Source organism: Sphingopyxis sp. Root1497 (assembly GCF_001427085.1).
GTDB lineage: Bacteria > Pseudomonadota > Alphaproteobacteria > Sphingomonadales > Sphingomonadaceae > Sphingopyxis.
The window spans coordinates 544,848-566,601 of record NZ_LMGF01000001.1 but is presented as its reverse complement, the minus strand read 5'-3'; the positions used below and the strand labels follow the sequence as shown (position 1 = coordinate 566,601).

20 protein-coding genes are annotated in these 21,754 nt (G+C 65.4%); 9 read left to right on the top strand and 11 right to left on the bottom strand.

Features of this window, described 5'->3' with window-relative positions; all coding sequences use genetic code 11:
• Positions 1–90: 90 nt before the first annotated feature.
• A complete protein-coding gene (locus ASD67_RS02635) occupies positions 91–555 on the bottom strand; it encodes an Lrp/AsnC family transcriptional regulator (protein ID WP_056342787.1) in 465 nt (154 codons plus the stop codon).
• Between the two features lie 120 nt (positions 556–675).
• On the opposite strand from ASD67_RS02635, the gene ASD67_RS02630 reads away from it, so the two are divergent.
• Both ASD67_RS02630 and ASD67_RS02625 read left to right on the top strand, forming a co-directional pair.
• Positions 676–1,728, top strand: coding sequence for a Leu/Phe/Val dehydrogenase (locus ASD67_RS02630; protein ID WP_056342784.1), 1,053 nt, complete (start codon positions 676–678; stop codon positions 1,726–1,728).
• Entirely contained in the window at positions 1,725–2,090 is a 366-nt protein-coding gene (locus ASD67_RS02625) for a hypothetical protein (protein ID WP_056342781.1), read from the top strand. The genes ASD67_RS02630 and ASD67_RS02625 overlap by 4 nt, the downstream gene beginning before the upstream one ends.
• Before the next feature lie 21 nt (positions 2,091–2,111).
• On the opposite strand, the gene ASD67_RS02620 is transcribed toward ASD67_RS02625, so the two are convergent.
• From ASD67_RS02620 to ASD67_RS02610, 3 genes are read right to left on the bottom strand one after another with little or no spacing between them, the layout of a single operon-like run.
• Complete coding sequence (locus tag ASD67_RS02620) at positions 2,112–2,930, bottom strand: enoyl-CoA hydratase/isomerase family protein (RefSeq protein ID WP_056342779.1); 819 nt, start codon at positions 2,928–2,930, stop codon at positions 2,112–2,114.
• A 16-nt stretch (positions 2,931–2,946) separates the two neighbouring features.
• Positions 2,947–5,178, bottom strand: a complete 2,232-nt coding sequence (locus ASD67_RS02615) for a TonB-dependent receptor (RefSeq protein ID WP_056342776.1) — start codon at positions 5,176–5,178, stop codon at positions 2,947–2,949.
• A gap of 50 nt (positions 5,179–5,228) precedes the next feature.
• Positions 5,229–6,836, bottom strand: coding sequence for an AMP-binding protein (locus ASD67_RS02610; protein ID WP_056342775.1), 1,608 nt, complete (start codon positions 6,834–6,836; stop codon positions 5,229–5,231).
• A 147-nt stretch (positions 6,837–6,983) separates the two neighbouring features.
• Here ASD67_RS02610 and ASD67_RS02605 point away from each other — a divergent pair, with 147 nt between their 5' ends.
• Entirely contained in the window at positions 6,984–8,450 is a 1,467-nt protein-coding gene (locus ASD67_RS02605) for a carotenoid oxygenase family protein (protein WP_056342960.1), read from the top strand.
• Positions 8,451–8,460: 10 nt separating this feature from the next.
• Positions 8,461–9,093, top strand: coding sequence for a TetR/AcrR family transcriptional regulator (locus ASD67_RS02600; RefSeq protein ID WP_162248531.1), 633 nt, complete (start codon positions 8,461–8,463; stop codon positions 9,091–9,093).
• A gap of 72 nt (positions 9,094–9,165) precedes the next feature.
• On the opposite strand, the gene ASD67_RS02595 is transcribed toward ASD67_RS02600, so the two are convergent.
• From ASD67_RS02595 to ASD67_RS02570, 6 genes are all read right to left on the bottom strand, one after another.
• Positions 9,166–10,551: an MFS transporter gene (locus ASD67_RS02595; protein WP_056342769.1), complete on the bottom strand. Its 1,386-nt coding sequence runs from the start codon at positions 10,549–10,551 to the stop codon at positions 9,166–9,168.
• A gap of 8 nt (positions 10,552–10,559) precedes the next feature.
• On the bottom strand, positions 10,560–11,042 hold the full coding sequence (locus ASD67_RS02590; protein WP_056342763.1) for a VOC family protein: 483 nt from the start codon (positions 11,040–11,042) through the stop codon (positions 10,560–10,562).
• A gap of 11 nt (positions 11,043–11,053) precedes the next feature.
• Entirely contained in the window at positions 11,054–12,088 is a 1,035-nt protein-coding gene (locus ASD67_RS02585; RefSeq protein ID WP_056342759.1) for a zinc-dependent alcohol dehydrogenase, read from the bottom strand.
• Positions 12,085–12,936, bottom strand: coding sequence for a fumarylacetoacetate hydrolase family protein (locus ASD67_RS02580; RefSeq protein ID WP_056342757.1), 852 nt, complete (start codon positions 12,934–12,936; stop codon positions 12,085–12,087). The genes ASD67_RS02585 and ASD67_RS02580 overlap by 4 nt, the downstream gene beginning before the upstream one ends.
• Positions 12,937–13,008: 72 nt before the next feature.
• Entirely contained in the window at positions 13,009–13,770 is a 762-nt protein-coding gene (locus ASD67_RS02575; RefSeq protein ID WP_056342957.1) for an SDR family NAD(P)-dependent oxidoreductase, read from the bottom strand.
• A gap of 50 nt (positions 13,771–13,820) precedes the next feature.
• A complete protein-coding gene (locus ASD67_RS02570; protein ID WP_056342754.1) occupies positions 13,821–14,594 on the bottom strand; it encodes an SDR family NAD(P)-dependent oxidoreductase in 774 nt (257 codons plus the stop codon).
• A gap of 45 nt (positions 14,595–14,639) precedes the next feature.
• On the opposite strand from ASD67_RS02570, the gene ASD67_RS02565 reads away from it, so the two are divergent.
• From ASD67_RS02565 to ASD67_RS02550, 4 genes are all read left to right on the top strand, one after another.
• A complete protein-coding gene (locus ASD67_RS02565) occupies positions 14,640–15,068 on the top strand; it encodes a lipocalin-like domain-containing protein (protein ID WP_056342752.1) in 429 nt (142 codons plus the stop codon).
• A 155-nt stretch (positions 15,069–15,223) separates the two neighbouring features.
• Entirely contained in the window at positions 15,224–17,614 is a 2,391-nt protein-coding gene (locus ASD67_RS02560) for a TonB-dependent receptor (RefSeq protein WP_162248530.1), read from the top strand.
• Positions 17,611–18,810, top strand: coding sequence for a serine hydrolase domain-containing protein (locus ASD67_RS02555; RefSeq protein WP_082544785.1), 1,200 nt, complete (start codon positions 17,611–17,613; stop codon positions 18,808–18,810). Before ASD67_RS02560 ends, ASD67_RS02555 begins: the two co-directional genes overlap by 4 nt.
• A gap of 37 nt (positions 18,811–18,847) precedes the next feature.
• Positions 18,848–19,453 (top strand): TetR/AcrR family transcriptional regulator, encoded by a 606-nt coding sequence (locus ASD67_RS02550; RefSeq protein ID WP_162248529.1) that lies wholly within the window; start codon positions 18,848–18,850, stop codon positions 19,451–19,453.
• A gap of 171 nt (positions 19,454–19,624) precedes the next feature.
• Here the strand turns inward: ASD67_RS02550 and ASD67_RS02545 are convergent, their stop codons facing one another.
• Positions 19,625–20,656, bottom strand: coding sequence for an AraC family transcriptional regulator (locus ASD67_RS02545; protein ID WP_056342742.1), 1,032 nt, complete (start codon positions 20,654–20,656; stop codon positions 19,625–19,627).
• Between the two features lie 110 nt (positions 20,657–20,766).
• On the opposite strand from ASD67_RS02545, the gene ASD67_RS02540 reads away from it, so the two are divergent.
• Positions 20,767–21,744: a quinone oxidoreductase family protein gene (locus tag ASD67_RS02540; RefSeq protein WP_056342739.1), complete on the top strand. Its 978-nt coding sequence runs from the start codon at positions 20,767–20,769 to the stop codon at positions 21,742–21,744.
• Positions 21,745–21,754 lie beyond the last annotated feature (10 nt).

Here is a 21,754-nt window from a genome sequence, read left to right as displayed (position 1 = left end):
GTCGGCCCCTCCGTCAGCGGCTTCGCCGCTGCCACCTCCCCATCGCTGCGCGACAGGGAGGATATTACCTAGCCGCCCGAACGGCAGAAATCAGGCGATCGGAAGCGCGCTGGTCGACTTGATCTCCGACAGGGCCACCGTCGAATTGATTTCCTGCACCCCCGGCAGCTTGCTCAGCCGGTCGAAGAAGAATTTCTCGTAAGCGTCGATGTCCTTCGCGACGATGCGCAGCATGAAGTCGGTGCTGCCCATCAGCACAAAACAGTCTAGGACCTCGGGGAAATCGCGAATCGCGGCGCTAAATTCGTCGAGATTGGCGCGGCCGTGCGCGTTGAGCTTCACCTGCGCGAAGATATGCGCGTTGAGCCCGACCTTGCGCCGGTCGACCAGCGCGACGCGGGCGCGGATATACCCGTCCTGCTCGAGCCGGTTGATCCGCCGCCAGCAGGGGGTCGCCGACAGTCCGACGCGCTCGGCGAGTTCGGCGGTGGTGAGGCTGGCGTCCTGCTGCAATTCGCGGAGGATTTTCTTCTCGAAGGGGTCAAGGTCGGTCATATTCCCTCACATATCGCAGATTTCGAGATAATCCATCCCGCAATAGCGGCATTCGGGCGATATTGAGGCAAGTTTCTCCCCGTCAGCCGCGCGATAAGCGGCGCGCAAGGAGGGCATCCCATGGTCGTACAGGTTTCCCGCATGACACCCGCCGCCGAGGTCGTCCGGCTCGAGGACCCCGCATCGGGGCTCGACGGGGTCATCGTCATCCATTCGACCGTGCGCGGTCCCGGCGCGGGCGGCTGCCGGTTCTGGTCTTATCCCGACCTTGCCGCCGCGAGTGCCGACGCCTTCCGCCTTGCCGAGGGGATGAGTTACAAGAACGCGATGGCCGGCCTGCCCTTTGGCGGTGCCAAGGCGGTGCTGCGCCGCCCCGCGGGCGATTTCGACCGCGAGGCACTGTTCCGCGCCTTTGGCCGCGCCGTCGCCGGTCTCGGCGGGTCTTACGTCACCGCCGAGGATGTCGGCACGAGCGTCGCCGACATGCACAGCATCGCCGCGGAGACGCGCCACGTCGCGGGACTGGCCGCCGAAGGCGGGCGCGCCGGCGGCGATCCCTCGCCATGGACCGCGCAGGGGGTGTTCGACGCGATGGAAGCGGGCGCGGCGCACGCCTTTGGATCGAGCCTGCGCGGGCTGACCGTCGCGGTGCAGGGCACCGGCAATGTCGGCGGCGAACTGTGCCGCCGTCTCGCCGATGCCGGCGCAGACCTGGTGATCGCCGACGTCAGTCCCGAGCGGCGCGACCGGCTGGAAAAGATCCTCGGCGCGCGCGTCGTCGATGTCGCCGACATTCATCGGGTCGAGGCCGATATCTTCGCCCCCTGCGCGCTCGGCGGCGCACTGACGCCCGAAAGCGTCGCAGCGATGAAGGCGAAGCTCGTCTGCGGCGGCGCCAACAACCAGCTGGCGTCGCCCGAGGTCGCCGACCTGATGCTGGCGCGCGGCATCGCCTATGTCCCCGACTATGTCGCCAATGCCGGCGGCATCATCAGCGTGTCGGCCGAATATCTGGGCGAAAATCGCGCCCATGTCGTCGCCCGCGTCGCACAGATCGGCCCGCGGGTGGCGGCGCTGCTCGAGGCGGCGGCGCGCGACCGCCTGTCGCCCGCGCTGGTCGCCGACCGTCTGGCCGAACGATTGATCAGCGGCGTCGACCGGATCGCGGCTTGAGCCAGCGATTCGAGATATGGGTGCAGGACGACCCGCAAGCCCTCCTGCGCGTTGTCGGGCTGTTCGCACAGCGATCGCTGATCCCCGAGACGATGACCGTCAGGCGCGCCGACGACACCCTCCATGTCGCGCTTGTCGCCGAACTCGACGCGGCGCGCGCCGACATATTGGTCGCCAGGCTGCGCGAAGGGGTGATGGTCATCGCCGCATCGCGGCACGACGCGGGCGCGGCGCTCGACGGGGCGCCGCCAGCCCGGATGGACTCCGGCACGGGAATGCCGTCCCAGGCTCGCGGGTACGATCGAGCAAGCGCATCCGAGCCACAGCAGATTGCATGCCCCCCTCGCCAAATCCGGCTGTGATGTCCCCGCGCCGCGAGCGGCTTAGCAGCCCTGAAATTCGGGTCGCCGTTTCTGCATGAAGGCGCGCGGCCCCTCGCGTGCATCCTGGGTCGCCGAAACAACTGCCGTAAGCCTGGTTTCGATTTCGAACGCCTCCAGCAGCGGGAGTCCCGTTGTCAGCAACATGGCCTCCTTGGCTTTCTCGAGCGCGACCGGTGCACCGAGGGCGACACGCTCTGCCATTTCGAGCGCAACCCGCATGAGATCGGCGGGCGCCGCCACTTCGTTCACGATGCCAAGCTCTCGCGCACGCCGCGCGTCGCACGGTTCGGCGACGAGCATCAATTCCATCGCATTGGCCCAGCCGATCTGCCGGTGCAGCCGCGACAGCGCGCCGCCGCCCGCGATCATGCCGCGTCGCACTTCGGTAAAAGCGAGGCTCGCCCGGTCCGACATGATGCGAATATCGGAAGCGAGGACGAGTTCCGCACCCCCGGCAAAGGCCGGACCATTGATCGCGACGATCACCGGTTTGAGGAATCCGACCCCGCGCAGCATCGCACGATCCCAGATCGACGGATCATCCTTGAGCGCCTGATCCCACTCGTCCTCGACTTCGCGTTCGCCGGTATAGAGCGGAATCAGCCGGTCGAGATCGCCGCCCGCGCAAAATGCCTGGTCACCGGCGCCGGTAAGGACGACGCAGCGCACCGTTCGGTTGGTCGCCAGCTGGTCCCAGGTTGCAGCCAGCTTCACCATCATTTCGGGGACAAGGGCGTTGCGTTTGTCGGGGCGATCGATCGTCACCACGGCGACATGGCCGATTGTCGTGACTTTGATCAGCGAGTTTGGATCATTCATGGGGAGAGCCCAGTCCTTATTTCAGGTTGAAACGCAGCGAGACGCCGAAGACGCGCCCCTTGTTGAGCGGCGCATAGGTCGCCCCCGGACCGCCGAACGCCGCGGGCAGCGCGGTGATGCTGCCTTCGGTGACTTCGTTGAGCAGGTTCTTGGCATAAAGCGCCGCCGAGAGGTTCAGCCGCTCGATGTCGAATGTCAGCGAGGCATCGATCATGTTGGCGGCCTGAAGCTTGGTGCCCGGGACATTGGCGTCGCTGAACCAGCTTGCGTCGCGGTAGTTATAGCTGGCGCGCACCCCCATCGACCCGAAGCGCGTATCGCGGCGATAATCGACCGTCGTGCCGAGCGTCAGCGGTACGAGACGCGGAATCTTCAGATTGAGATCGGCCGAATTGATGGCCCCGTCGCGGTTAATGTCGGCGAAGATCTTCTGATATTCGCCGCTGGTAATCCCGACATTGCCGCTGATCGTCAGCCCTTCGGCGGCCTGCAGCACCGCTTCGGCCTCGACACCCTGGATCGTCGCATCGGCGGTGTTCTCGATGACCTGCACGATGACCGACGTCGGGGAGACGGTGTTCACCTCGCGCTGCATCTTCTTCACCTCGGTGCGGAAGAGAACGAGGTTCAACCGCAAGCGACGATCGGCGAGGTCGAGCTTCGTCCCGAGTTCGTAGGACAAGACCTTTTCGTCGTCGAACGGGCCGGGCAGCACGTTGACCGCGGCGCTGCGAATATTGAAGCCGCCGCCGCGGAGGCCGCGGCTGACATTGGCATAGACCAGCGTGTCGCGGTCGGGTTGCCAGGCGATGCCGAATTTGGGCGTAAGTCCGTTGACCGCATCCTGGCCCGAAAATTCATAGGTGCAGGTGCGCGCGTCGAAATCGCACCCGCCCGGCCGGATCGCGGCGACGATCGCGCTCTTCTCGTCGCGGGTATAGCGCGCACCGGCGCTCAGCGTGATTTCGGGCGTGACCTTCCAGTCGAGGCTGCCGAACAGGCCATAGGTCGTGCTGTCGAGCGTGCCGCCGCCGGCGGTCGTCGAGGTGATCGCGGCGCCATTGCCGAACTTGCGCTGCTCGAAATACTCGACCGTCTGCTCGAACCAGTAAGCGCCGGTCAGAAGCGACAGGTCGCCGAATGTCCCGGCGTAGCGCAGCTCGTTGCTGAACTGTTTCTGGTCGATGATCTGATATTGTTCGAAAAACCGGCCCGGCAGCGAGTCGACATCCAGACCGAATGCGGTGTCGAGCTTGCGCCAGCCAAAGATATTGGTGATCCGTCCGTCACCGAAACCGACGTCGAGATTGGCTTCGAACGTGGCATTTTTGTAGCGGATGTCGGCGCCGCCGATGCGGCTTCCGGCGACATCGAAGCTGTCGGGATCGTAGATCGCGCGGTTCTGCGACGGCGTTTCGTCCTTGGCGTCGATGTCGCCGATCTCGAAGCGGCCGACGAGCGAAAAAGTCGGCGACGGCGTCAGCGCGAAGGCCAGACGCCCGATCGCGGTCCGGCTGCCGCCATAATTATTTCCGTCGGCCTCGTTTTCGAACCAGCCTTCGTCCTTGTTGAAATAGCCCGCCGCCTTGATCGACAAAAGGTCGGTCACGACCGGACCCGACACGACTGCCGAGGCCGTGTAGTTCGGCCCCGTTTCGATGCCCGCCCGGACATCGACGATGGTATCCTTGCCGGGCGTCGTCGTGCGGATGACGACGGCGCCGCCGGTGACATTCTTGCCGAACAAGATGCCCTGCGGGCCGCGGAGCAGCTCGATCGCCTCGATATCGAACCCGTCGAGCAATACCCCTGCCGATGTGCCCAGATAGACCCCGTCGACAAACACGCCGACGGTGGGATCGAGCGACGGGATCGAGCTGTTGGTGCCCAGCCCGCGAATGGTGAAATTGGCAGTGCCCTTCACCGTGCCGATCGGATTGAGCTGCACATTCGGCGCGACATTGCCGATGCTTTCCAGCCCGCGAAACTCCGAACGGTCGAGTTCGGCCTTGGCGAAAGCGGTGATCGCGATCGGCACATCCTGGAGCCGCTCGCCATCGCCGCGCTTGGTCGCGGTGACGATGATGTCATTGTCGCTGGCGTCTTCGGCGGCGGCGTCGGTATCGGACTGCGCCTGTGCCGGCAGAGCGATCAGCGCGGCGGCGAGACAGGCTGCCGATGCCCCCATGGCGGTCCAGCGGCGGGTTCCGGTCCGGGCATGCCGCAGCGTTCCAATAATCTTGGTCATTTCCACTCCCTCATCTGATGTTTGATTTTCTGAAGATCGTCGGTGCGCGATCAGCCTGTCGACCGCCGCGCTTTGCGCAGGAGACCCAGCGCCTCGAAATCGACGACAGGCCCCTTCGTCTCGCGGGTCTTGAGAAGATGCTTCATGACCCGGCCACTGGCGTTGCGCGGCAGCGCGTCGGCGCTTTCGATGAACCGCGGGACGGCGAAATAGGGCAGGACCGCCGCGAGGTGGCGATGCAGGTCGGCGGGATCCAGCGCCCCCGCCGCAACCACCACCGCATGGATCATGTCGTCGACTTCGCCCGCCACATGGACGCCGAAGACGGCCGCCTCGCTGATCGCCTCATACTGCAACAGCGCGCGCTCGACCTGAAACGCCGACACATTTTCGCCGCGGCGGCGCATGAAGTCGGCCTTGCGGTCGAAAAAGGTCAGGAAGCCGTCGCGATCGACCTTGCCAAGGTCGCCGGTGCGTAGCCACCCGTCGCGTATCTTGGCGGCGCTCGCCGCGCTCTGCTTCCAATAGCCGGAGAAGAAGACCCCCGGCGCCAGCGCCCGTACGACAAGTTCGCCGAGTTCGCCGGCGGGCAGAAATTCGCCCGTCTCGCTCATCGCCCGAACCTCCATATCGGGCAGGACGCGGCCGTGGGTGTCGCGTTTGCGCGCGCCGACGACGCTGCTCATCGCCACCGCCGCGCATTCGGTCTGTCCGTACATCTCGCCGAGGCACTGGGCGCCGAAACGGTCCTCGAAGGCCTGTTGGACTTCGGGTGCGAGCGGGGCGAAAGCGCAGAGGCGAAGATTATGGGACCGGTCGTGCGCGCCCGCGGGCTGGCCGAGCAGCGCCATGCCCAAAAACCCGACGCCAAGCGACAGCGTCGCGGCCGTTTCGGCGGCGCGGCGCATGAAGCCGCTGGCGCTGAACCCCGCTTCGACAACGAGCGCGGCATCGGCGACCAGCGTCGATACCAATGTCATGAAGGCGGCGGCGTGATAGAGCGGCGCGACGGTGAGATAGATGTCGTCGCGCGAAAGCCCCAGCGGTTCGACGATGATCGCGCCGCCGCGATGCAGCGCGTGATGATTGATGAGGCAGCCCTTCGGCGCCCCCGTCGTCCCCGAGGTGTAGAGGATCGCCGCCGGATCGTTCCAGTCGAGTTCGACCGGCCCCCTCCCCTCCGGCGCCGCGAGCATATCCTCATGGCGGCACCATTTCTCGGGGTGCGCGGAAGCGGGCGCGTCGCCCTCGACGAGAATGAGGAGTTCGACCCCGGGCAGGTCGGCCATCAGCGGCTCGACAACCTGCGCGGTCGCCGCATCGACGACTACAGCCCGCGCATTCGAATCGATCAGCTGATGCGCCAGCGCCTCGCCGCGCAAATGAACATTCAGCGGCGCGCAGATCGCGCCCAGCGACGACAGCGCAAAGACATGATCGAGGACGGGCAGACGATAGGCCGCGAGAATGGCGACGATGTCGCCGCGACCGATTTGCCGATCGGCGAGACCGGCCGCCACGCGCCGGACCCGATCCTGCAGCGCGGCAGCGGACAGGGCCGTATCGGCGAAGGTCACGAAATTCGCATCGGGCAGCCGCCGGACCCGCTCGTCCAGCAGCCCGATCAGGCATCCCGTTTGTCGATACTCTAGCGTCATCTATCCTCGCCCGACTCTCTGGTTCGATAAATTGAACTTAGTTCATTGACTCGCTCGATGCAATATGAAAAAAGAACGATGTTCAATTAAAGGAGAGGCCATATGGTTGACCAGCTTGCACGCAGGCGCGTCGGAGTTTTTTCGCCCATGCGCTTCGAGGCCGACGTGCCCGACTGCATCGTGACTCAGGGAGAGATCCCCAAGGCGATCGCCGGCGGCTTTTATCGCTGTGGCCCTTCGATGCGCCGCCGATCGATTCAGGGCGCCTCGGGCGTCACCTCGATGGACGGGATGATCCAGGCGCTGATCATCGAAAATGGCAGTGCCCGCTTCGCCAATCGCTGGATCCGGACCCAAAAATATGCCGCCGAGGAGGCGCATGGCCGTGCGCTGTTCTGCTGGGAAGACGGCGACTTTGGCGATTGGCGCAACTGGAGCGGCGGCTTCGCACCGGTGATCAAGGACGAGATCACGAAATCGATTCCGTCGGGCACCAACAATATCAACGCCTTTCCCTTCGGGCGCGACATTATCGCGGTGGGCGAGCAGGGCTGCCCGCCGATCGCGCTCGATCCGCTCACGCTCGAGACCAGGGGCATCGTTCCCTGGTCGCGTCAGCTCTCGGCGGGCATGGCCGAAAAGGTCCATGCCGACGACAGCTCGTTCACCGCGCACCCCAAATGGGATCACGACACGGGCCAGGTCTATGGATGGACCTATCGCGACCGCTCGCCTTTCGTGACGCTTCACGTCGTCAACCCCGACGGCAGCGTCATCACCCGCGATCTCGACGATGCGCCCTATAATACGGTGGCGCACGACATCTGGCTGACCCCGAGCTATGTCGTCGTGCCCTTTCAGCCCTATATCGCCAGCTTCGATCGCGTCGCGCAGGGACTCGGGGTTTTCGGATGGAAGCCCGAGCTTCCGATCATCCTCGCGCTGATACCGCGCGGCGACGTGGCCCGCGGCACGATCCGCTGGATCAAGGCCGATATGGAGACGCAATATGTCCTCCACACGATGTCGGCCAACGAACGCGACGGCAAGCTGATCCTCGACGCGCCGATCTTCGACCGCGCGCCCTTCCATTTCGAGGATCAGTTCAAGCCCGGCGATGCCTTCAAGAGCTTCTGGGAGCTGGGCATGAGCACGCTGGGGCGCTGGACGATCGACCTCGAGAAGGGCAGCGTGACGAGCGAACGGCTCGACGACCGGCCGTGTGAACTGCCCAAGGTCGACGAACGCTTTTACGGCAAGGGCTATCGCTGGGCCTATCTGGTCGCGGGCGAACGCCGCGCCAAGGGCGGGATGCGGATGAACCGCCTCGTCGTCCGCGACGTCGTCGCCGATCAGGAAAGTTCGTACAAGTTCGAATTTGGCCTGCCGGTCGAAATCCTCGAACCGACCTTTGTGCCGCGCTCGGTCGATGCGGCCGAGGGCGATGGCTGGCTGATCGTGCCACTGTCGCATTATTGCGAGGGCTTTGGGCAATATCTGTTCTTCGACACCTCCGATGTCGCCAGCGGTCCGATCGCCACGGTCGAAATCCCCTTTCACATGGGGTGGACGCCGCACGGCCACTGGATGGACTTCCGCACAGCCGCTCTATAGGGCATCGGCGGTGACAGATTTACGGGGATCAGGCGAGAATGAAGGGGCCGCCGCGTCGAAGCGCGGCCGCCCCTCGGTGGCGCGCGCCGACCGCGAATCGATCGTCGTCGCCGCCTTGAAGATCGTCGACGCCGACGGCCCGCAGGCGCTGAACATGCGCAGGCTCGCGCGCGAGCTCAACCTCGATTCCCAAGGGTCGATCTACAATTATTTCAAGAGCAAGGGCGAGGTCGAACTCGCGGTCGCGCAGCATATTGTCGCCGACATCCGCTCGCCTAAAATCACCGCCGGTCTCGATTGGCAGGCTTGGGTGATCGACGCGGCGGCGGCGTATCACAGGACATTGCTGCAACACCCCAACGCGATTTCGTTCATTCTCGAACTCCAGCCGCGCACCTTCGGCGCACGCGTTTTCGCCTTTGCCGAGAAATTGATGCTCGATCAGGGGATAGCGGAACAAAAGGTCGAGGATCTGTTTCTTGCGATTCAGTCGCTTGCGGCCGGCTCGGCGTGGAACGCCAAGGTCGCCGCGAACGGGACGGCGGCCGGCGCCGAACGGGGAGCGGAACCCGATCAGGCGGCGCTCGACAGGTGGTTCCGCCGGACCTGCACGATATTGCTCACCGAGCAAGGCGCCGAATAACCCTTGGACGGAGCACGCATTGGGGCTACCCCGGCGTGGGCAATGGCTGCGCACAAATCTCACGGTGCAACCCTACCGCCGAGCGGGGTCATTCACGAACGCCATACCAAGGCACCCCGCGATCAAGAGCGCCACCAACGCCGCAAAGCCCGCTTGCTGACTGGACCAGATCGCGGTGACCGCGCCCACCAGCGCGGACCCGAGCCATATCGTCACCGTGCCCGAGAGCGCGTAAAGACCGAACCAGCTTCCGACGGTCGCGGGGGTGGCGAGCGAGGTCAGCATCGAGCGGCTCGACGCATAGCAACCGCAGGTGCCGATCGCGTTGAAGCAGGCGATCGCAACAAACGCCATCTCGGGCAATGTGGTGAACATCGGGCCGTCCCAAAGCGGCGCCGCGACAAAGGGGGCATAGAGAAAGCGGTCGGGGGCGAGGCCGATCAGCAGGACCTGTCCGACAATGACGATCGCCAGCTCGATCTGGATCGCACGGCGCGGGCCGAAGGCACGATCGAGGCGCGCGCCCACAAGGCCGCCGATGGCGAGGAAGCAGCTGACGATAATGGCCAAAGCCGTGAGTTCGAGCGGCCCCCATCCCATGACCCCGGCGGCGTAGATGCCGGTGTAGAGGAGGATCGCGGTCAGCCCGTCGGTGTAGGTCATGCGCGACAGCAGGAATATCCCCATCGGGCGATTGGAAGGCAGCGTCCTGATCGTCGCCTTGAGCTGGCGAAAGCTGTCGCCGATGCCGCCGCCGATGCCGCGCGGCGCGTCGCGCCCGATGATGAAGAGCGGCAACGCCCCGCAGGCGAAAATCAGCGCGACGATCGGCCCGACGATCCGTTCGGGTTCATGCGCCGCGGCGGACAGGCCGAACAAGGGCGCCGCGGGCAGCCACGACGCCGCCATCTTGGCAGGCAGAGCGAAACCCCACAGGATGAAGATGAGGAGCAGCACCGAAATCGCGCTGCCCAGCGCAAGCCCCGTCCCCGAGGTCACCGACGTCTGCGCCGACGGGGCGGCAAAAGGCAGCAGCGAGTTGTGGAGCACTTCGGTATAAGCGAACATCAGACCGGCAACGAATATGATCGCACAGGTGGCGGCGAGGCCAAGGCCATCGGGGGTCGCCCACCAAAGACTGGCACAGCAGGCGACCAGTACGGCGGTCAGCGTCGCGAGCAGGGGTTTGCGAGGGCCGATGCGATCCATCGCGACGCCGAGCAACGGCGCGGTCAGCGCCGCCAGCAATCCATAGCTCATCCCCAGTTTGGCGACGAGACTCTGCCCGCGCACCGGATCGCCGACGAGTATCGTCGCGAGATAGGGGATGAAGATATAGACCTTGATCAGCAGCACATAGGGCGTGCGCACACCCTCATAGAGCGCCCAGGCGCGCGCCGAGGCGGGCAATTTTCCCGCAGGCACGGCGGCGGTTCCGATCGAGGCGACGGCGGCCATTATCCCGCCTAATGCGTCGGGCCGCCCGCGGCGATCAGTCGCTCATTCTCGGCGACGACCTCCTCGGGGGTCAGGCTGAGATCGATCGGCTTGCCGAAGGGCTGCGGCACATCGATGCCGGTCTGCCAGTAGATTTCGTTCGGATTGCCTTCGGGGTCGGAGAAATAGACGCCGATCGCATTGCCATGGGTGATCACCATGCGGATCGGCGATCCATAGTCCAGGATCGCACGATAGAGCGATTGCAGCGACGGCAGGTCGTCGACGCGCCACGAAATCTGGTTGATCAGCTTCACATCGCGCGGCGCGGTGCGCCCCTTGGCGAGGACGATCTCGTGATGCTCGACATCGGGGCGCGACGACAGGAAGCTCGCGCCGAGTTCGGGCGCCTCGTCGGTCACCGTCAATCCAAGCACGCGGGCATAAAAATCGCGCATCACGTCGAGATCCTCGACGTGGAGGCCGGTGTGGCCGAGTTCGGCAATACCCATCCGCCTTCTCCTCAGTTCGCGGGCATGTTCGGCGCGATCAGCACCTTCAGCTGATCGCCGGCGGGGTCGAGCAACGCATCGAACATCGCGTCCGCCCGCTCGAGCGGCACGACGGCGGTGACGATGTCCTCGGCGCGCACGCGCCCGGCGGCGAGATGGCCCATCGCCTCCTCCATTTCCGCCTGCGTACAGCTTGCCGAGCCGACAATCTCGACTTCCTTTTGCACCACCGAATATTGCGAGAGCAGGACCGCCGCCTTGGGTACCCCCTGCAGCACGATCCGACCGTTGTACGCGATGAGCTCGACCGCCAGCCCCGCCGCATCGACATGGCCGGTGCATTCGAAGATCGCGGTCGGGCGCCGCGCCCCGAGCGCCTCGACACCGTCCCGCTGCACCGCCGCAAGATCGACCGCGCGATAGCTCGATTTTTCCATCAGCGCGCGCCGGGCGGGGTTGGGGTCGACGAACACGACGTCGGTGATATCGCGCGCCTTGAGCGCCGCCGCGGTCATCGCGCCGATCGGCCCCGCCCCCAATATGCACACCGCGTCGCCGGGCTTCGCGCTCGATTTGTTGACGCCGTGAAAGGCGATGGCGAGCGGTTCGGTGATCCCCGCCTGGTCGAAGCTCAAGCCATCGGGGATGCGGTGGAGCAGCGCGGGGCTGACGACGATATGTTCGGCATAGCCGCCCTGCGCAACGCCGTGGCCGAGCGCCGAATCGAGATGGTCGAGACACAGATAGTCGCGCCCGCTCAAGCACATCTCGCACTGCCCGCACGGGCTGCCATGATAGAGCGCGACGCGGTCGCCGGCCGCCCAGCCGGCTACCCCCTCGCCCACCTCTGCTACGGTGCCAACGATTTCATGGCCCAGCACGCTGCCCACCGCCCAGCGCGGGTTGGGACTGGTGCGGGCGACCAGATCGGTGCCGCAGATGCCGCAGCGCTCGACCCGGACCTTGACCGTGTTCGGCGCCGTGATCGGCTCAGCAATCTGCGCGACTTCGATCGTGCGGTCGGGGGAGATGCGGGCGACCTTCATCGGCTTGGTTCCTCGGTGATGGGGTTGGTGAGCGTGCCGATGCCCTCGACCCAGCTGGTCAGAACATCGCCGGGCTTCAGGAAGATCGGTGGCTTGCGCGTCGCGCCGACACCTTCGGGAGTGCCGGTGAAGATCAGGTCGCCCGGGTACATGGGCATCAGGCGCGAGATATATTCGATCAGTTCGCCGACCGGGAAGATGAAGTCGCTGGTCCGCGAAGCCTGCATCGTGACGCCGTTGACCGCACAACCAAGCGCGAGATCGTCGGGGTTGGCGAATTCGTCGGGGGTTACCACCAGCGGGCCGACGGGGCCAAAACCCGGCAGCGACTTCGCCATCGAAAATTGCGGCATCGGGCCGAGGCGCTGGATCGCGCGTTCGGAAATATCCTGCCCCGTCGCCAGCCCGGCGACATGGTCCCAGCCATCGGCGGCGCGAACATTGCGCGCTTCGCGCCCCATCACAACGACCAGTTCGACCTCCCAGTCGACGCGATCATGGCGGATCGCGACGGGATCGTTCGGGCCGGTCAGGCAGCTCGGGAATTTGGTGAAGATGACGGGCTGCTCGGGCGGTTCGACCCCGGCTTCGGCGGCATGCGCACGGTAATTGGCGCCGATCGCGAAAACCTGGCGCGGCCGCGGGACCGGAAGCTGGAGCGTGGCGGGATCGACCGGAGCGTAGCTGTCAGCCGGCACGCCCCGCGCCCATGCGCGCACTTCGTCCCACGCTTCGTACAGCGCCTGGGGGTCGACCGGAAACTTGCCGCCCGAGGCGGCCGCTATGTCGACACCCTGCCCTTCGGCCGTCACAAGCCAGGCGCGGCCGCCGATACATCCGATGCGCATATGTCCTCTCCTATTTATGATACATAGTGTATCGTATATACATCCGGGCGTCAACTGGCCGGAAGATGGGCGTCACCAGGGCATGGTCGTGCCGCCATTGGCGCGCAGAACCTGGCCGGTGACAAAGCGCGCGGCGTCGGAGGCGAGGTAGAGGCATTGCTGGGCGATATCTTCGGGCGAACCGACGCGCCCGAGCGGCGCGCTCTTGCTCCAGCGGTCGAGATAGGCGGCGCGGTCGGCGGCGCCCGCCCCCGCCGCCTCCATCGACAAGGCGGTCGGCACGAACCCCGGCGCAACCGCATTGACGCGGATGCCGTCGGGGCCGACCTCATTGGCCAGCACCTTGGTCAGCATCGCGACAGCGGCTTTCGAAATCGAATAGCTGGCGTTCGTCGGGATCGCGAGATCGATCGCCGATGAGACCATGTTGACGATCGCGCCGCGCCGCGCCGCGATCATCGCGGGCAGCACCGCCTGGATGCAATGGAGCGTGCCCTTGAAATTGACCGCGAAGATGCGGTCGAACGCGGCGCGATCCATCGTTTCGATGCGCTCGCCCGAGCTGGCGACCCCGGCGATGTTGGCGAGGATATCGACGCCATCGGCCGCGAAATCTCCGAGCAGCTGCTTGACCGCGATGCGGTCGGAGACGTCGAGGACGGCGGCGGCACCGCCAATCGCCGCCGCCGCTTCGGCCGCCGCATCGGGATCGCGGTCGACGCACAGGACGTGCGCGCCCGCTGCGGCGAAGAGCGTGGCGGTGGCGCGGCCGATGCCCGCACCGGCGCCGGTGACGATGGCGCGGCGGCCGGCAAGAGAGAGACGGTCGATCATGGACATTCCGGTTTCGCAGGTTGGGGGCACGGCGGTCGCGGCAGGATGGCTCACCATGGCATCGAAATCCCGCCATTGGTGCGCAGCGTCTGGCCGGTGACATAGCCCGCGGCATCGCTCACCAGATAGAGGATCTGTGCCGCGACATCCTCGACCGAGCAGAGCCCGCCGAGCGGCGACTTAGCGCGCCACCAGTCGAGATAACGGTCGCGACCCTCGGGATCGTCGGCATAGCGTATCAGGCTGAGGTCGCTGGGGATGAAGCTTGGCGCGACGGCGTTGACGCGAATGGCGTCGCCCGCAACCTCGGCAGCGAGGATTTTGGTCAGCGCCGAAATCGAAACCTTGGCGACGGCATAGCTCGCGATGGTGGCCGGTGCGATGTCGATCGCCTCCGAGCTCATATTGATGATCACCCCGCCCCCGGCGCTGCGCAGATGCGGAATCGCCGCCTGACAGCCGTTCAAGACCCCGCCGAAATGCGCGGCGAACATCGCGTCAAACGCGTCTTCGTCGAGATCGACGACGTGCTGCGAGCGCCCGGCGATCCCCGCGAGATTGCAGACGATCCGCAACATACCCGGTGCCGCCGCAGCATCGATCGCCGCGCGAACCGTGACCGCGTCGGACACGTCGAGCGTCACGGGGGTGCCGCCGACCCGCCCGGCCACCGCGCGCGCGGCTTCCTCGCGAATATCGGCGCAGTGCACATGCGCGCCCGCATCGGCCAGGGCGACCGCAACTGCTTCGCCGATCGCGCCGCCAGCGCCGGTGACGAACGCGGTGCGGCCATCGAGCCGCCATGCATCAAAGGGACTCGCCATCTATCGATCTCCCATGATAGGCATATACGAAACATGGAGTATCGTATGTTGAAGGAAGATTTTGTCGGGAGCTGGCAGCTGATCGATTATGTCACGTGGCTTTCCGACGGCACATGCATCGAACCGCTCGGCGGCGAACCCTATGGCCTCGGCACCTATACCGCCGACGGATGGATGTCGGCGCATCTGATGCGGCGCCACCGCAGCCCGCTCGACAGCGCGCGCCCGGCGCTGGACGAGGTCGCGCCCAACCTGCTGGCCGCCACGGCGGCGGGCTATATCGGTTATGCGGGCCGTTACACGATCGACGCCGACGCTGGCCGCGTGATCCATCATGTCGAGGCGGCCTTTCTTCCCGACTGGGTGGGGACCGACATGATTCGCGAATATCGTTTCGAGGACGATATCCTCACCCTGCGTCCGCCCGCCGTTGGCGGAACAACCTCTGTCCTGCGGTGGCGCCGCGCCATTTGAAGCCATGTCGAACCTCTCTTGCAAAACCGCCTTGACATTACGGTACATCTTGTATCGTATATAGGCATGGATCGGCAGGAGCGGTCAAGGGGCGAGTTTCCCCTTGCCGCAAAAAGCCGACAAATGAGGGAGAGGACCCAATGATGGCGCGTCGCATGATTCGGATGATTGGCTTGATGCTCGGCGGCTCGATGCTGCCCGGGATCGCTTTGGCGCAGGAGGCTGCGCCACAAGCAACCGCCGCCAATGATTTTGCCGACGAAATCATCGTCACCGCGCAGAAGCGCGAACAATCGCTTCAGGACGTGCCGATCGTGGTCACCGTCGTCAATGCGCAGCTGCTGCAGGATGCCGGCATCCGCGACATCAAGGACCTGACCGTCCTCACCCCCGGCCTCACCGTCGTCTCGACCGCGAACGAGACCCAGTCGACCGCGCTCATCCGCGGCGTCGGCACCGCGGGCGGCAATGTCGGCCTAGAAAGCTCGGTCGGCGTCGTGATCGACGGCGTCTATCGCCCGCGCACCGGCGTCGCGCTCGGCGATCTGGGCGAGACCGACCGGATCGAAGTGCTCAAGGGGCCGCAGGGGACGCTCTTCGGCAAGAACACCTCGGCCGGCGTGATCAACATCGTCACCGCCAAGCCCGGCTTCACGCCCTATGTGCGCGGCGAAGCGACGGTCGGCAATTATGGCGAGGTCGGTGGCTCGGTATCGGTCGGCGGCCCGATCGTCGCCAATCGCCTCGCCGCGAGCCTGTTCGCGGTGCACCGCAAGCGCGACGGCTTTTACGACGTCGTCACCGGCAAGGGTCCGCGCACCCGCGACGATGACGCCGACCGCCGTTTCTGGTCGCTGCGCGGCCAGCTCTATTTCACCAACGAGGCCGGATTCGACGCGCGGCTGATCGGCGACATCACCCGCCGCGACGAAAATTGCTGCGTCGGGGTCCAACTCGTCAACGGCCCGACGACGGGAATCGTCAATGCGCTGGCGGGGGCCGGCAATGGCGTCCTTTCGCCCGCCGACCCCGACCGCCGCCTCGCTTTTTCGAACCGCGACACGACGCAGAAGATCCGCGACGGCGGGCTAAGCCTCGAGATGAATTATGACCTCGGCGATACCATTCTCACCTCGATCACCGCCTGGCGCGACTGGCGCTGGGTGACGGGATCGGATTCGGACTATAGCGGCGCCGATATCCTTTATCGCCAGGCCGACGGCGGGACGATGAATCGCTTCCGCCAGTTCAGCCAGGAATTGCGCGCGACCGGCAGCACCGGGCGGCTCGATTATACGGTCGGCGCCTTTTACGCGCACGAACTGCTCGATAGCCGCGTTGCCCAGCTCTATGGCAGCGACTTCCAGCCCTTCCTCAGCCTGCTCTTCTCGGGCGGCACCAACCCGGCGTTCCTGAAGCCGATCCTCGACCTTGCCGCGCCGGGAACGGGTTCGCGCGACGTCTATAAACAGACCGGCGACACCTTTGCGCTGTTCACCAACAACAGCCTCAAGATCACCGACGCGCTCGAGCTGACGGTGGGGCTGCGCTACACGATCGATCGCAAGAAGGCGGTGGCGGACTATGATGCGACCGACGGCGGCGCCTTGTGCGACGCCGGGCAGGCAACCGGGTCGGCCGCGATCATCGGCGCGCTGTGCAACCCCTTCTTCAACTCGAACTTCATCGGCCTGACCAACAGCCAGAAGCGAACCGAAAAGGCGCTGAGCGGCACCGCGAAGCTGGCCTATCGCTTCTCGCCCGAACTCATGACCTATGCGAGCTATTCGCGCGGCTATAAATCGGGCGGGTTCAACCTCGATCGCGTCGCCTTTCCCTATGCGGCGGGGAACGCCAATTCGCTCCAACCCGTCCTCGACACCCGCTTCCCGGGCGAGTTCGTCGATTCGTTCGAGCTCGGCTTCAAATCGACCCTCGCCGACCGCCGGGTCTTCCTCAATGCGGCGGCCTTCTATCAGGATTTCACCGACTATCAGCTCAACGCCTTCAACGGCTTTTTCTTCTCGGTCTTCCCGGTTCCCGAGGTCACCTCAAAGGGCATCGATGCCGACATTTTGTGGCGCCCGAGCCGCAGCTTCACGCTGCAGGGCGGCCTGACCTATGCCGACACGCGCTATTCGGAACAGAACCGCGCGCTGCTGTCGCTGACGCCGTCGACCGCGCGGTTGCCCGGCGAACGGCTCAACCTCGCGCCGCTCTGGTCGACGTCGCTGTCGGCGACGCACGAACTGCCGCTCGGCGGCGGGCTGGTGCTGCGCTCGAACGCCAATATGCGTTACAGCTCCTCCTATAACGCCGGCAGCGACCTGAACCCGCTCAAGCTCCAGAAAAGCTATGCGGTGATCAACGCCCGCATCGGCATCGGCGACGAGGACAAGCGCTGGGGCGTCGAACTGTGGGCGAACAACCTCACCGACAAACTCTATATGCAGAACGCCTTTGACGCCCCCTTCCAGTCAGGCAGCATCAACGCCTTCCTCGGCGCGCCGCGCACCTATGGCGTGACGTTGCGGGCGGGGTTTTGACCTCTCCCTCCTCTGACAAACTGGCCTCGGTCGCGCGCGCGGTCGAGGCCGAATTTCTGGAGACAGGGCGCTTCCCAGGCGGACATTTGCGCGTCCTCGTCAAGGGCGAGAGCATTTTCGACGCCCGGCTCGGCCAGATGGATGTTGCGCGCGGGCGCCCCTGGTCCGAAGACGCGATCGTTCGCATCTATTCGATGACCAAGCCGGTCGTATCGGCCGCGCTGATGCAACTGGTCGAACGCGGCGCCGTCGCCCTCGATCAGCCCGTTTCCGACTTTCTCCCGGCATGGCGGGACCAGCGCGTCTGGGTCGCGGGGTCCGGCGAGACCATGGAGACCGTCGCGGTCACGACCCCCGTCACGCTGCGCCATCTTCTGACCCACACCGCCGGCCTGACCTATGGCACGCGGCTCGCATTGATCGGCGGCCAGAAGGTCGAGGATCCGGTGGCGCTCCGCCATGCGCAAGCCGACGCGGCGGCGGCAGACGGCCTGCTCGCCTATGCCGATGCTCTGGGACAATTGCCGCTGCGCTATCAACCCGGAACGCGGTGGATGTATTCGGTCGCGACCGATGTCGTCGGCGCCATCGTCGAGGTCGCGGCGGGCGCGCCGCTCGGCAACGTCCTCGAGCGGGAGATTTTTGCCCCGCTCGGCATGGCCGACACGGGGTTCTTCGTTCCGCCCGAAAAAGCGGCGCGGCTGGGCGCCTGCTATATCGCCACCGCCGACGATCCGCTGCATCTGGTCGACGATGCCGCGTCCAGCCCGTTTCTGGCGCCGCCGCGCATGGAATCGGGCGGCGGCGGCCTTGTATCGACCATGGATGATTATGCGCGCTTCGCGGAAATGTTGCGCCTGCGCGGAGGCAGCCTTCTGATGCCCGCATCGGTCGCGGCGATGGCATCGAACCAATTGCCCGGCGGCACCGAGTTGAAGGACATCGCACTGATCGGCGACCCGCGGCTGCTGCCCGATGGCATGGGCTTCGGGTTCGGCCTCGCGACGACGCTCGACGAAAAGCGCGCCGGTGCTCCGGCCGATGGCGATTATTTTTGGAGCGGCGCGGCGACGACGGTCTGGTGGGTCGATCCCGCGCGCGACCTGACGGTGATCTTCCTGACCCAGTTGTTGCCGGCGACGGCTTATGGCTTCCAGGACTGGCTCAAGCGGCAGATATATTCTGCCATCGACTGACCCTTCCCTTACCAGCCCGCTTGCGCCAAAAGACCGCATGCCAAGCTCCGCCACAGCCTCTGCCGCAGATCCGACGCCGTCCGACAAGCCGCAGATGGGACGCCCGCGCTCGGCCGACGTCGATCGCCGGATTTTCAAGGAGACGCTCGACGTCGTGTCCGAACGCGGGTTTTCGGGCGTGACGGTCAACGAGATTTGCGAGCGGGCGGGGATCAGCCGGGCGACCTTCTATCGCCGCTATCCGAGTCCCGCCGAAGCGCTGGCCGAGGCGATCAACGAGGCGTTCGAATTCCACGCCTTGCCGCATTCGCAAGACCCGGTCGAATATCTGCTCGAGTTCGCGCAATCGATCGAGCGATCCTACTCCGATCCACGCATCGCCCCCGCGATCGGTTTTTTGATCGGCGAGTATAAGGCCAAGCCCGAGGTCTATGAGGGACTGCAAAACGGCCTGCGCGAACGGCGGGCGCACGTCCGCGCCGCGCTGCAGAAGATGGATACGCTTCCCCGCCAGACGGACCATCCACTCGACATCGACGAAGTGCTGATCATCCTGTCGTCGCTCGCATGGAATGCGGCGGTGACGCAGCGCAAGCTCGACGCCGACGTGCTGCGCACGATCATCGGCCGACTTATCCGCTAGGGACCATCGCCGTGCTCATAGCCCGGCCGATGCGCGCCGAACCGAACGCGAAGCTCCGATACGGGAGGCCCAGATCGATAAAATCGCGAAGGCCGGCAAATTTTTTCAAGCCATCGGGTCGCTCTGTCGACAATGGGCCGGTTGCCGCCTCTCCGGTTCTGGCGTGTCCGTTCAAAACGCGGACGGCGTGGGTTGCCTCTGGACCGCCGAAATGCGCCATTGGCGCGGCGACACGCCGAACATCTGGCCATGCCAACGGGTGTAAGCGCCGATCGATCCGTAGCCGAGCATTTCGGCGACATCGGTGATCCGCGTGCGCGGATTGGCGAGATATTGCGTCGAAAGCTGCATGCGCGCCCGGTTGAGAAGGTCGCTGAAGCTTGTCCCGTCGGCGTCGAGCATCCGCTGCAGCGTCCGCACCGTCGTTCCCATCGATTCGGCGCAATATTGAATCGTCGCGCGCCCCGAAGGCAGCAGGAGCATGATCAGCTGCTCGACCTCTTGCGAGGCGGTGCGCATCGCGGGGTTCATCACCGATGAGATCAATTCGCGCGCGTGACCGGCAAGCGCGGAATCGGCACGCGCCGCCGGCCGGTCGAGATCGGCCGCGGCAACGACGAGACCGTTGAACTCGCAGTCAAAGGTGACCGTGCAATGGAACAGCCGTCGATAGACCTGCATCTCGGGCACCGGCGGTCTGGCGCGCGAAAAGCACACCGAGAGCGGCGACCAGCCATCGCCCAGCACGCTCGCGCAGAGGCGCGCGAGAACGCCCAGCGCGAGATCGGAGGACTGCCGATGCGGTTCCGGACTGCTCAGCGCAAAATCTTCGCGCAGCACGACCTCCTCACCGAAGGGTTCGACATGCAGGACGAGGGTCGAGTTGATCTGGTTGCGAAATTCGGTGATCGCCTGAAGCGCGAGGCGAAGCGTCGGCTGGTGCGCGATCAACAGGCTGGCGACGCCGAGATTGGCGAGCGCCCGCTCCTCGGCCATGCGAAGGCCGAGCGTCTCGCACCCGGTCGCTTCGGCGCTGCGTTCCAACAGGCGCATCGTGGCGCGCGCCGAAATCAATTGTTCGGGATTCGCGAACAATTCGGGCGACAGGCCGCATTCGCGGAGCAGGGGCCGCGGGTCGGCCCCCAGCCCCCGCATCGCCGGGAAATAGCCGGTCAGCGCCGCAACGCGGACGAGTTCGGCCACGCTTCTCTCCTTCGATCGCGCCATTGGCGTCTATTGCCAAAATTATGTCATGAAATGTGAAAAGTACAAGGGAGCGCTGCTCTACCCCCAACGAAACGGGAGAGTATGAGATGGCAAAAGCCGTTCGCTTTTATGAAACTGGTGGCCCCGAAGTTCTGCGGGTCGAGGATGTCGCGGTCGGCGACCCCGGTGCGGACGAGGTCCGCATCCGCCATGCCGCCGTCGGCTGCAACTTCGCCGACACCTATTTTCGCTCGGGCTATTACCCCGCGCCGCTTCCCGCCGGGATCGGCGTCGAGGGCGCCGGGACGATCGAGGCGGTCGGCGACGGCGTCACCGGCTTCGCGCCGGGCGACCGCGTCGCCTATAACGGCAGCCCGCTCGGCGCCTATAGCGAGGCGCGCGTCATGCCCGCGGCGCCGCTGTTCAAGCTGCCCGATTCGATTTCGTTCGAGGACGCCGCCGCATCGACGATGCGCGGCCTGTCGGCGACCTATTGGCTCGCCAAGACCAATCCGCGCATGAAGGCGGGCGACACGATCCTGCTCCACGCCGCCGCCGGAGGGGTCGGGCTGCTCGCGGTCCAGCTCGCCAAGCTGATGGGGCTCCGCGTCATCGGCACCGTGTCGAACGAAGCCAAGGCCGAAAAGGCGCTGTCGCTCGGCTGCGACGAAATCATCTTCTACCGCCGCGAGGATGTCGCGGCGCGGGTCAAGGAATTGACCGGCGGCGAAGGCGTGACGACGGTGTTCGACAGCGTCGGCAAGGACACGTTCGTGGGGTCGCTGAAATCGCTGAAGCGCCGCGGCGTGTTCGTCGCCTGCGGCACCGCGTCGGGGCCCTTCCCGCCGGTCGACGCCTTCCAGCTTCTGATGCAGGGCTCGGTCTATTTCACCCGCCCCGGCTTCGCCGATTATTATGCCGATCCCGCCGAGCGCGCCGAATTGTCGGACCTGTGGTTCGGCCATCTGGCGGCAGGCCGCGTCAAGGTCGAGATCGGCCAGCGCTACGCCCTCGACGACTGTGTCGCCGCGCATCGCGAACTCGAAGCCGGCCAGACGATAGGATCATCCATCTTCGTGCTCTGAGGGAGAGAGG

What these genes read in the sequence shown, in the direction of transcription:
- ASD67_RS02590 (WP_056342763.1), bottom strand. Translation starts at nt 11,042, where the DNA reads ATGGGTATTGCCGAACTCGGCCACACCGGCCTCCACGTCGAGGATCTC.
- ASD67_RS02540 (WP_056342739.1), top strand. Translation starts at nt 20,767, where the DNA reads ATGGCAAAAGCCGTTCGCTTTTATGAAACTGGTGGCCCCGAAGTTCTG.
- ASD67_RS02565 (WP_056342752.1), top strand. Translation starts at nt 14,640, where the DNA reads ATGTTGAAGGAAGATTTTGTCGGGAGCTGGCAGCTGATCGATTATGTC.
- ASD67_RS02635 (WP_056342787.1), bottom strand. Translation starts at nt 555, where the DNA reads ATGACCGACCTTGACCCCTTCGAGAAGAAAATCCTCCGCGAATTGCAG.
- ASD67_RS02575 (WP_056342957.1), bottom strand. Translation starts at nt 13,770, where the DNA reads ATGATCGACCGTCTCTCTCTTGCCGGCCGCCGCGCCATCGTCACCGGC.
- ASD67_RS02580 (WP_056342757.1), bottom strand. Translation starts at nt 12,936, where the DNA reads ATGCGCATCGGATGTATCGGCGGCCGCGCCTGGCTTGTGACGGCCGAA.
- ASD67_RS02605 (WP_056342960.1), top strand. Translation starts at nt 6,984, where the DNA reads ATGCGCTTCGAGGCCGACGTGCCCGACTGCATCGTGACTCAGGGAGAG.
- ASD67_RS02585 (WP_056342759.1), bottom strand. Translation starts at nt 12,088, where the DNA reads ATGAAGGTCGCCCGCATCTCCCCCGACCGCACGATCGAAGTCGCGCAG.
- ASD67_RS02595 (WP_056342769.1), bottom strand. Translation starts at nt 10,551, where the DNA reads ATGGCCGCCGTCGCCTCGATCGGAACCGCCGCCGTGCCTGCGGGAAAA.
- ASD67_RS02550 (WP_162248529.1), top strand. Translation starts at nt 18,848, where the DNA reads ATGCCAAGCTCCGCCACAGCCTCTGCCGCAGATCCGACGCCGTCCGAC.
- ASD67_RS02630 (WP_056342784.1), top strand. Translation starts at nt 676, where the DNA reads ATGGTCGTACAGGTTTCCCGCATGACACCCGCCGCCGAGGTCGTCCGG.
- ASD67_RS02570 (WP_056342754.1), bottom strand. Translation starts at nt 14,594, where the DNA reads ATGGCGAGTCCCTTTGATGCATGGCGGCTCGATGGCCGCACCGCGTTC.
- ASD67_RS02620 (WP_056342779.1), bottom strand. Translation starts at nt 2,930, where the DNA reads ATGAATGATCCAAACTCGCTGATCAAAGTCACGACAATCGGCCATGTC.
- ASD67_RS02560 (WP_162248530.1), top strand. Translation starts at nt 15,224, where the DNA reads ATGATTCGGATGATTGGCTTGATGCTCGGCGGCTCGATGCTGCCCGGG.
- ASD67_RS02615 (WP_056342776.1), bottom strand. Translation starts at nt 5,178, where the DNA reads ATGACCAAGATTATTGGAACGCTGCGGCATGCCCGGACCGGAACCCGC.
- ASD67_RS02610 (WP_056342775.1), bottom strand. Translation starts at nt 6,836, where the DNA reads ATGACGCTAGAGTATCGACAAACGGGATGCCTGATCGGGCTGCTGGAC.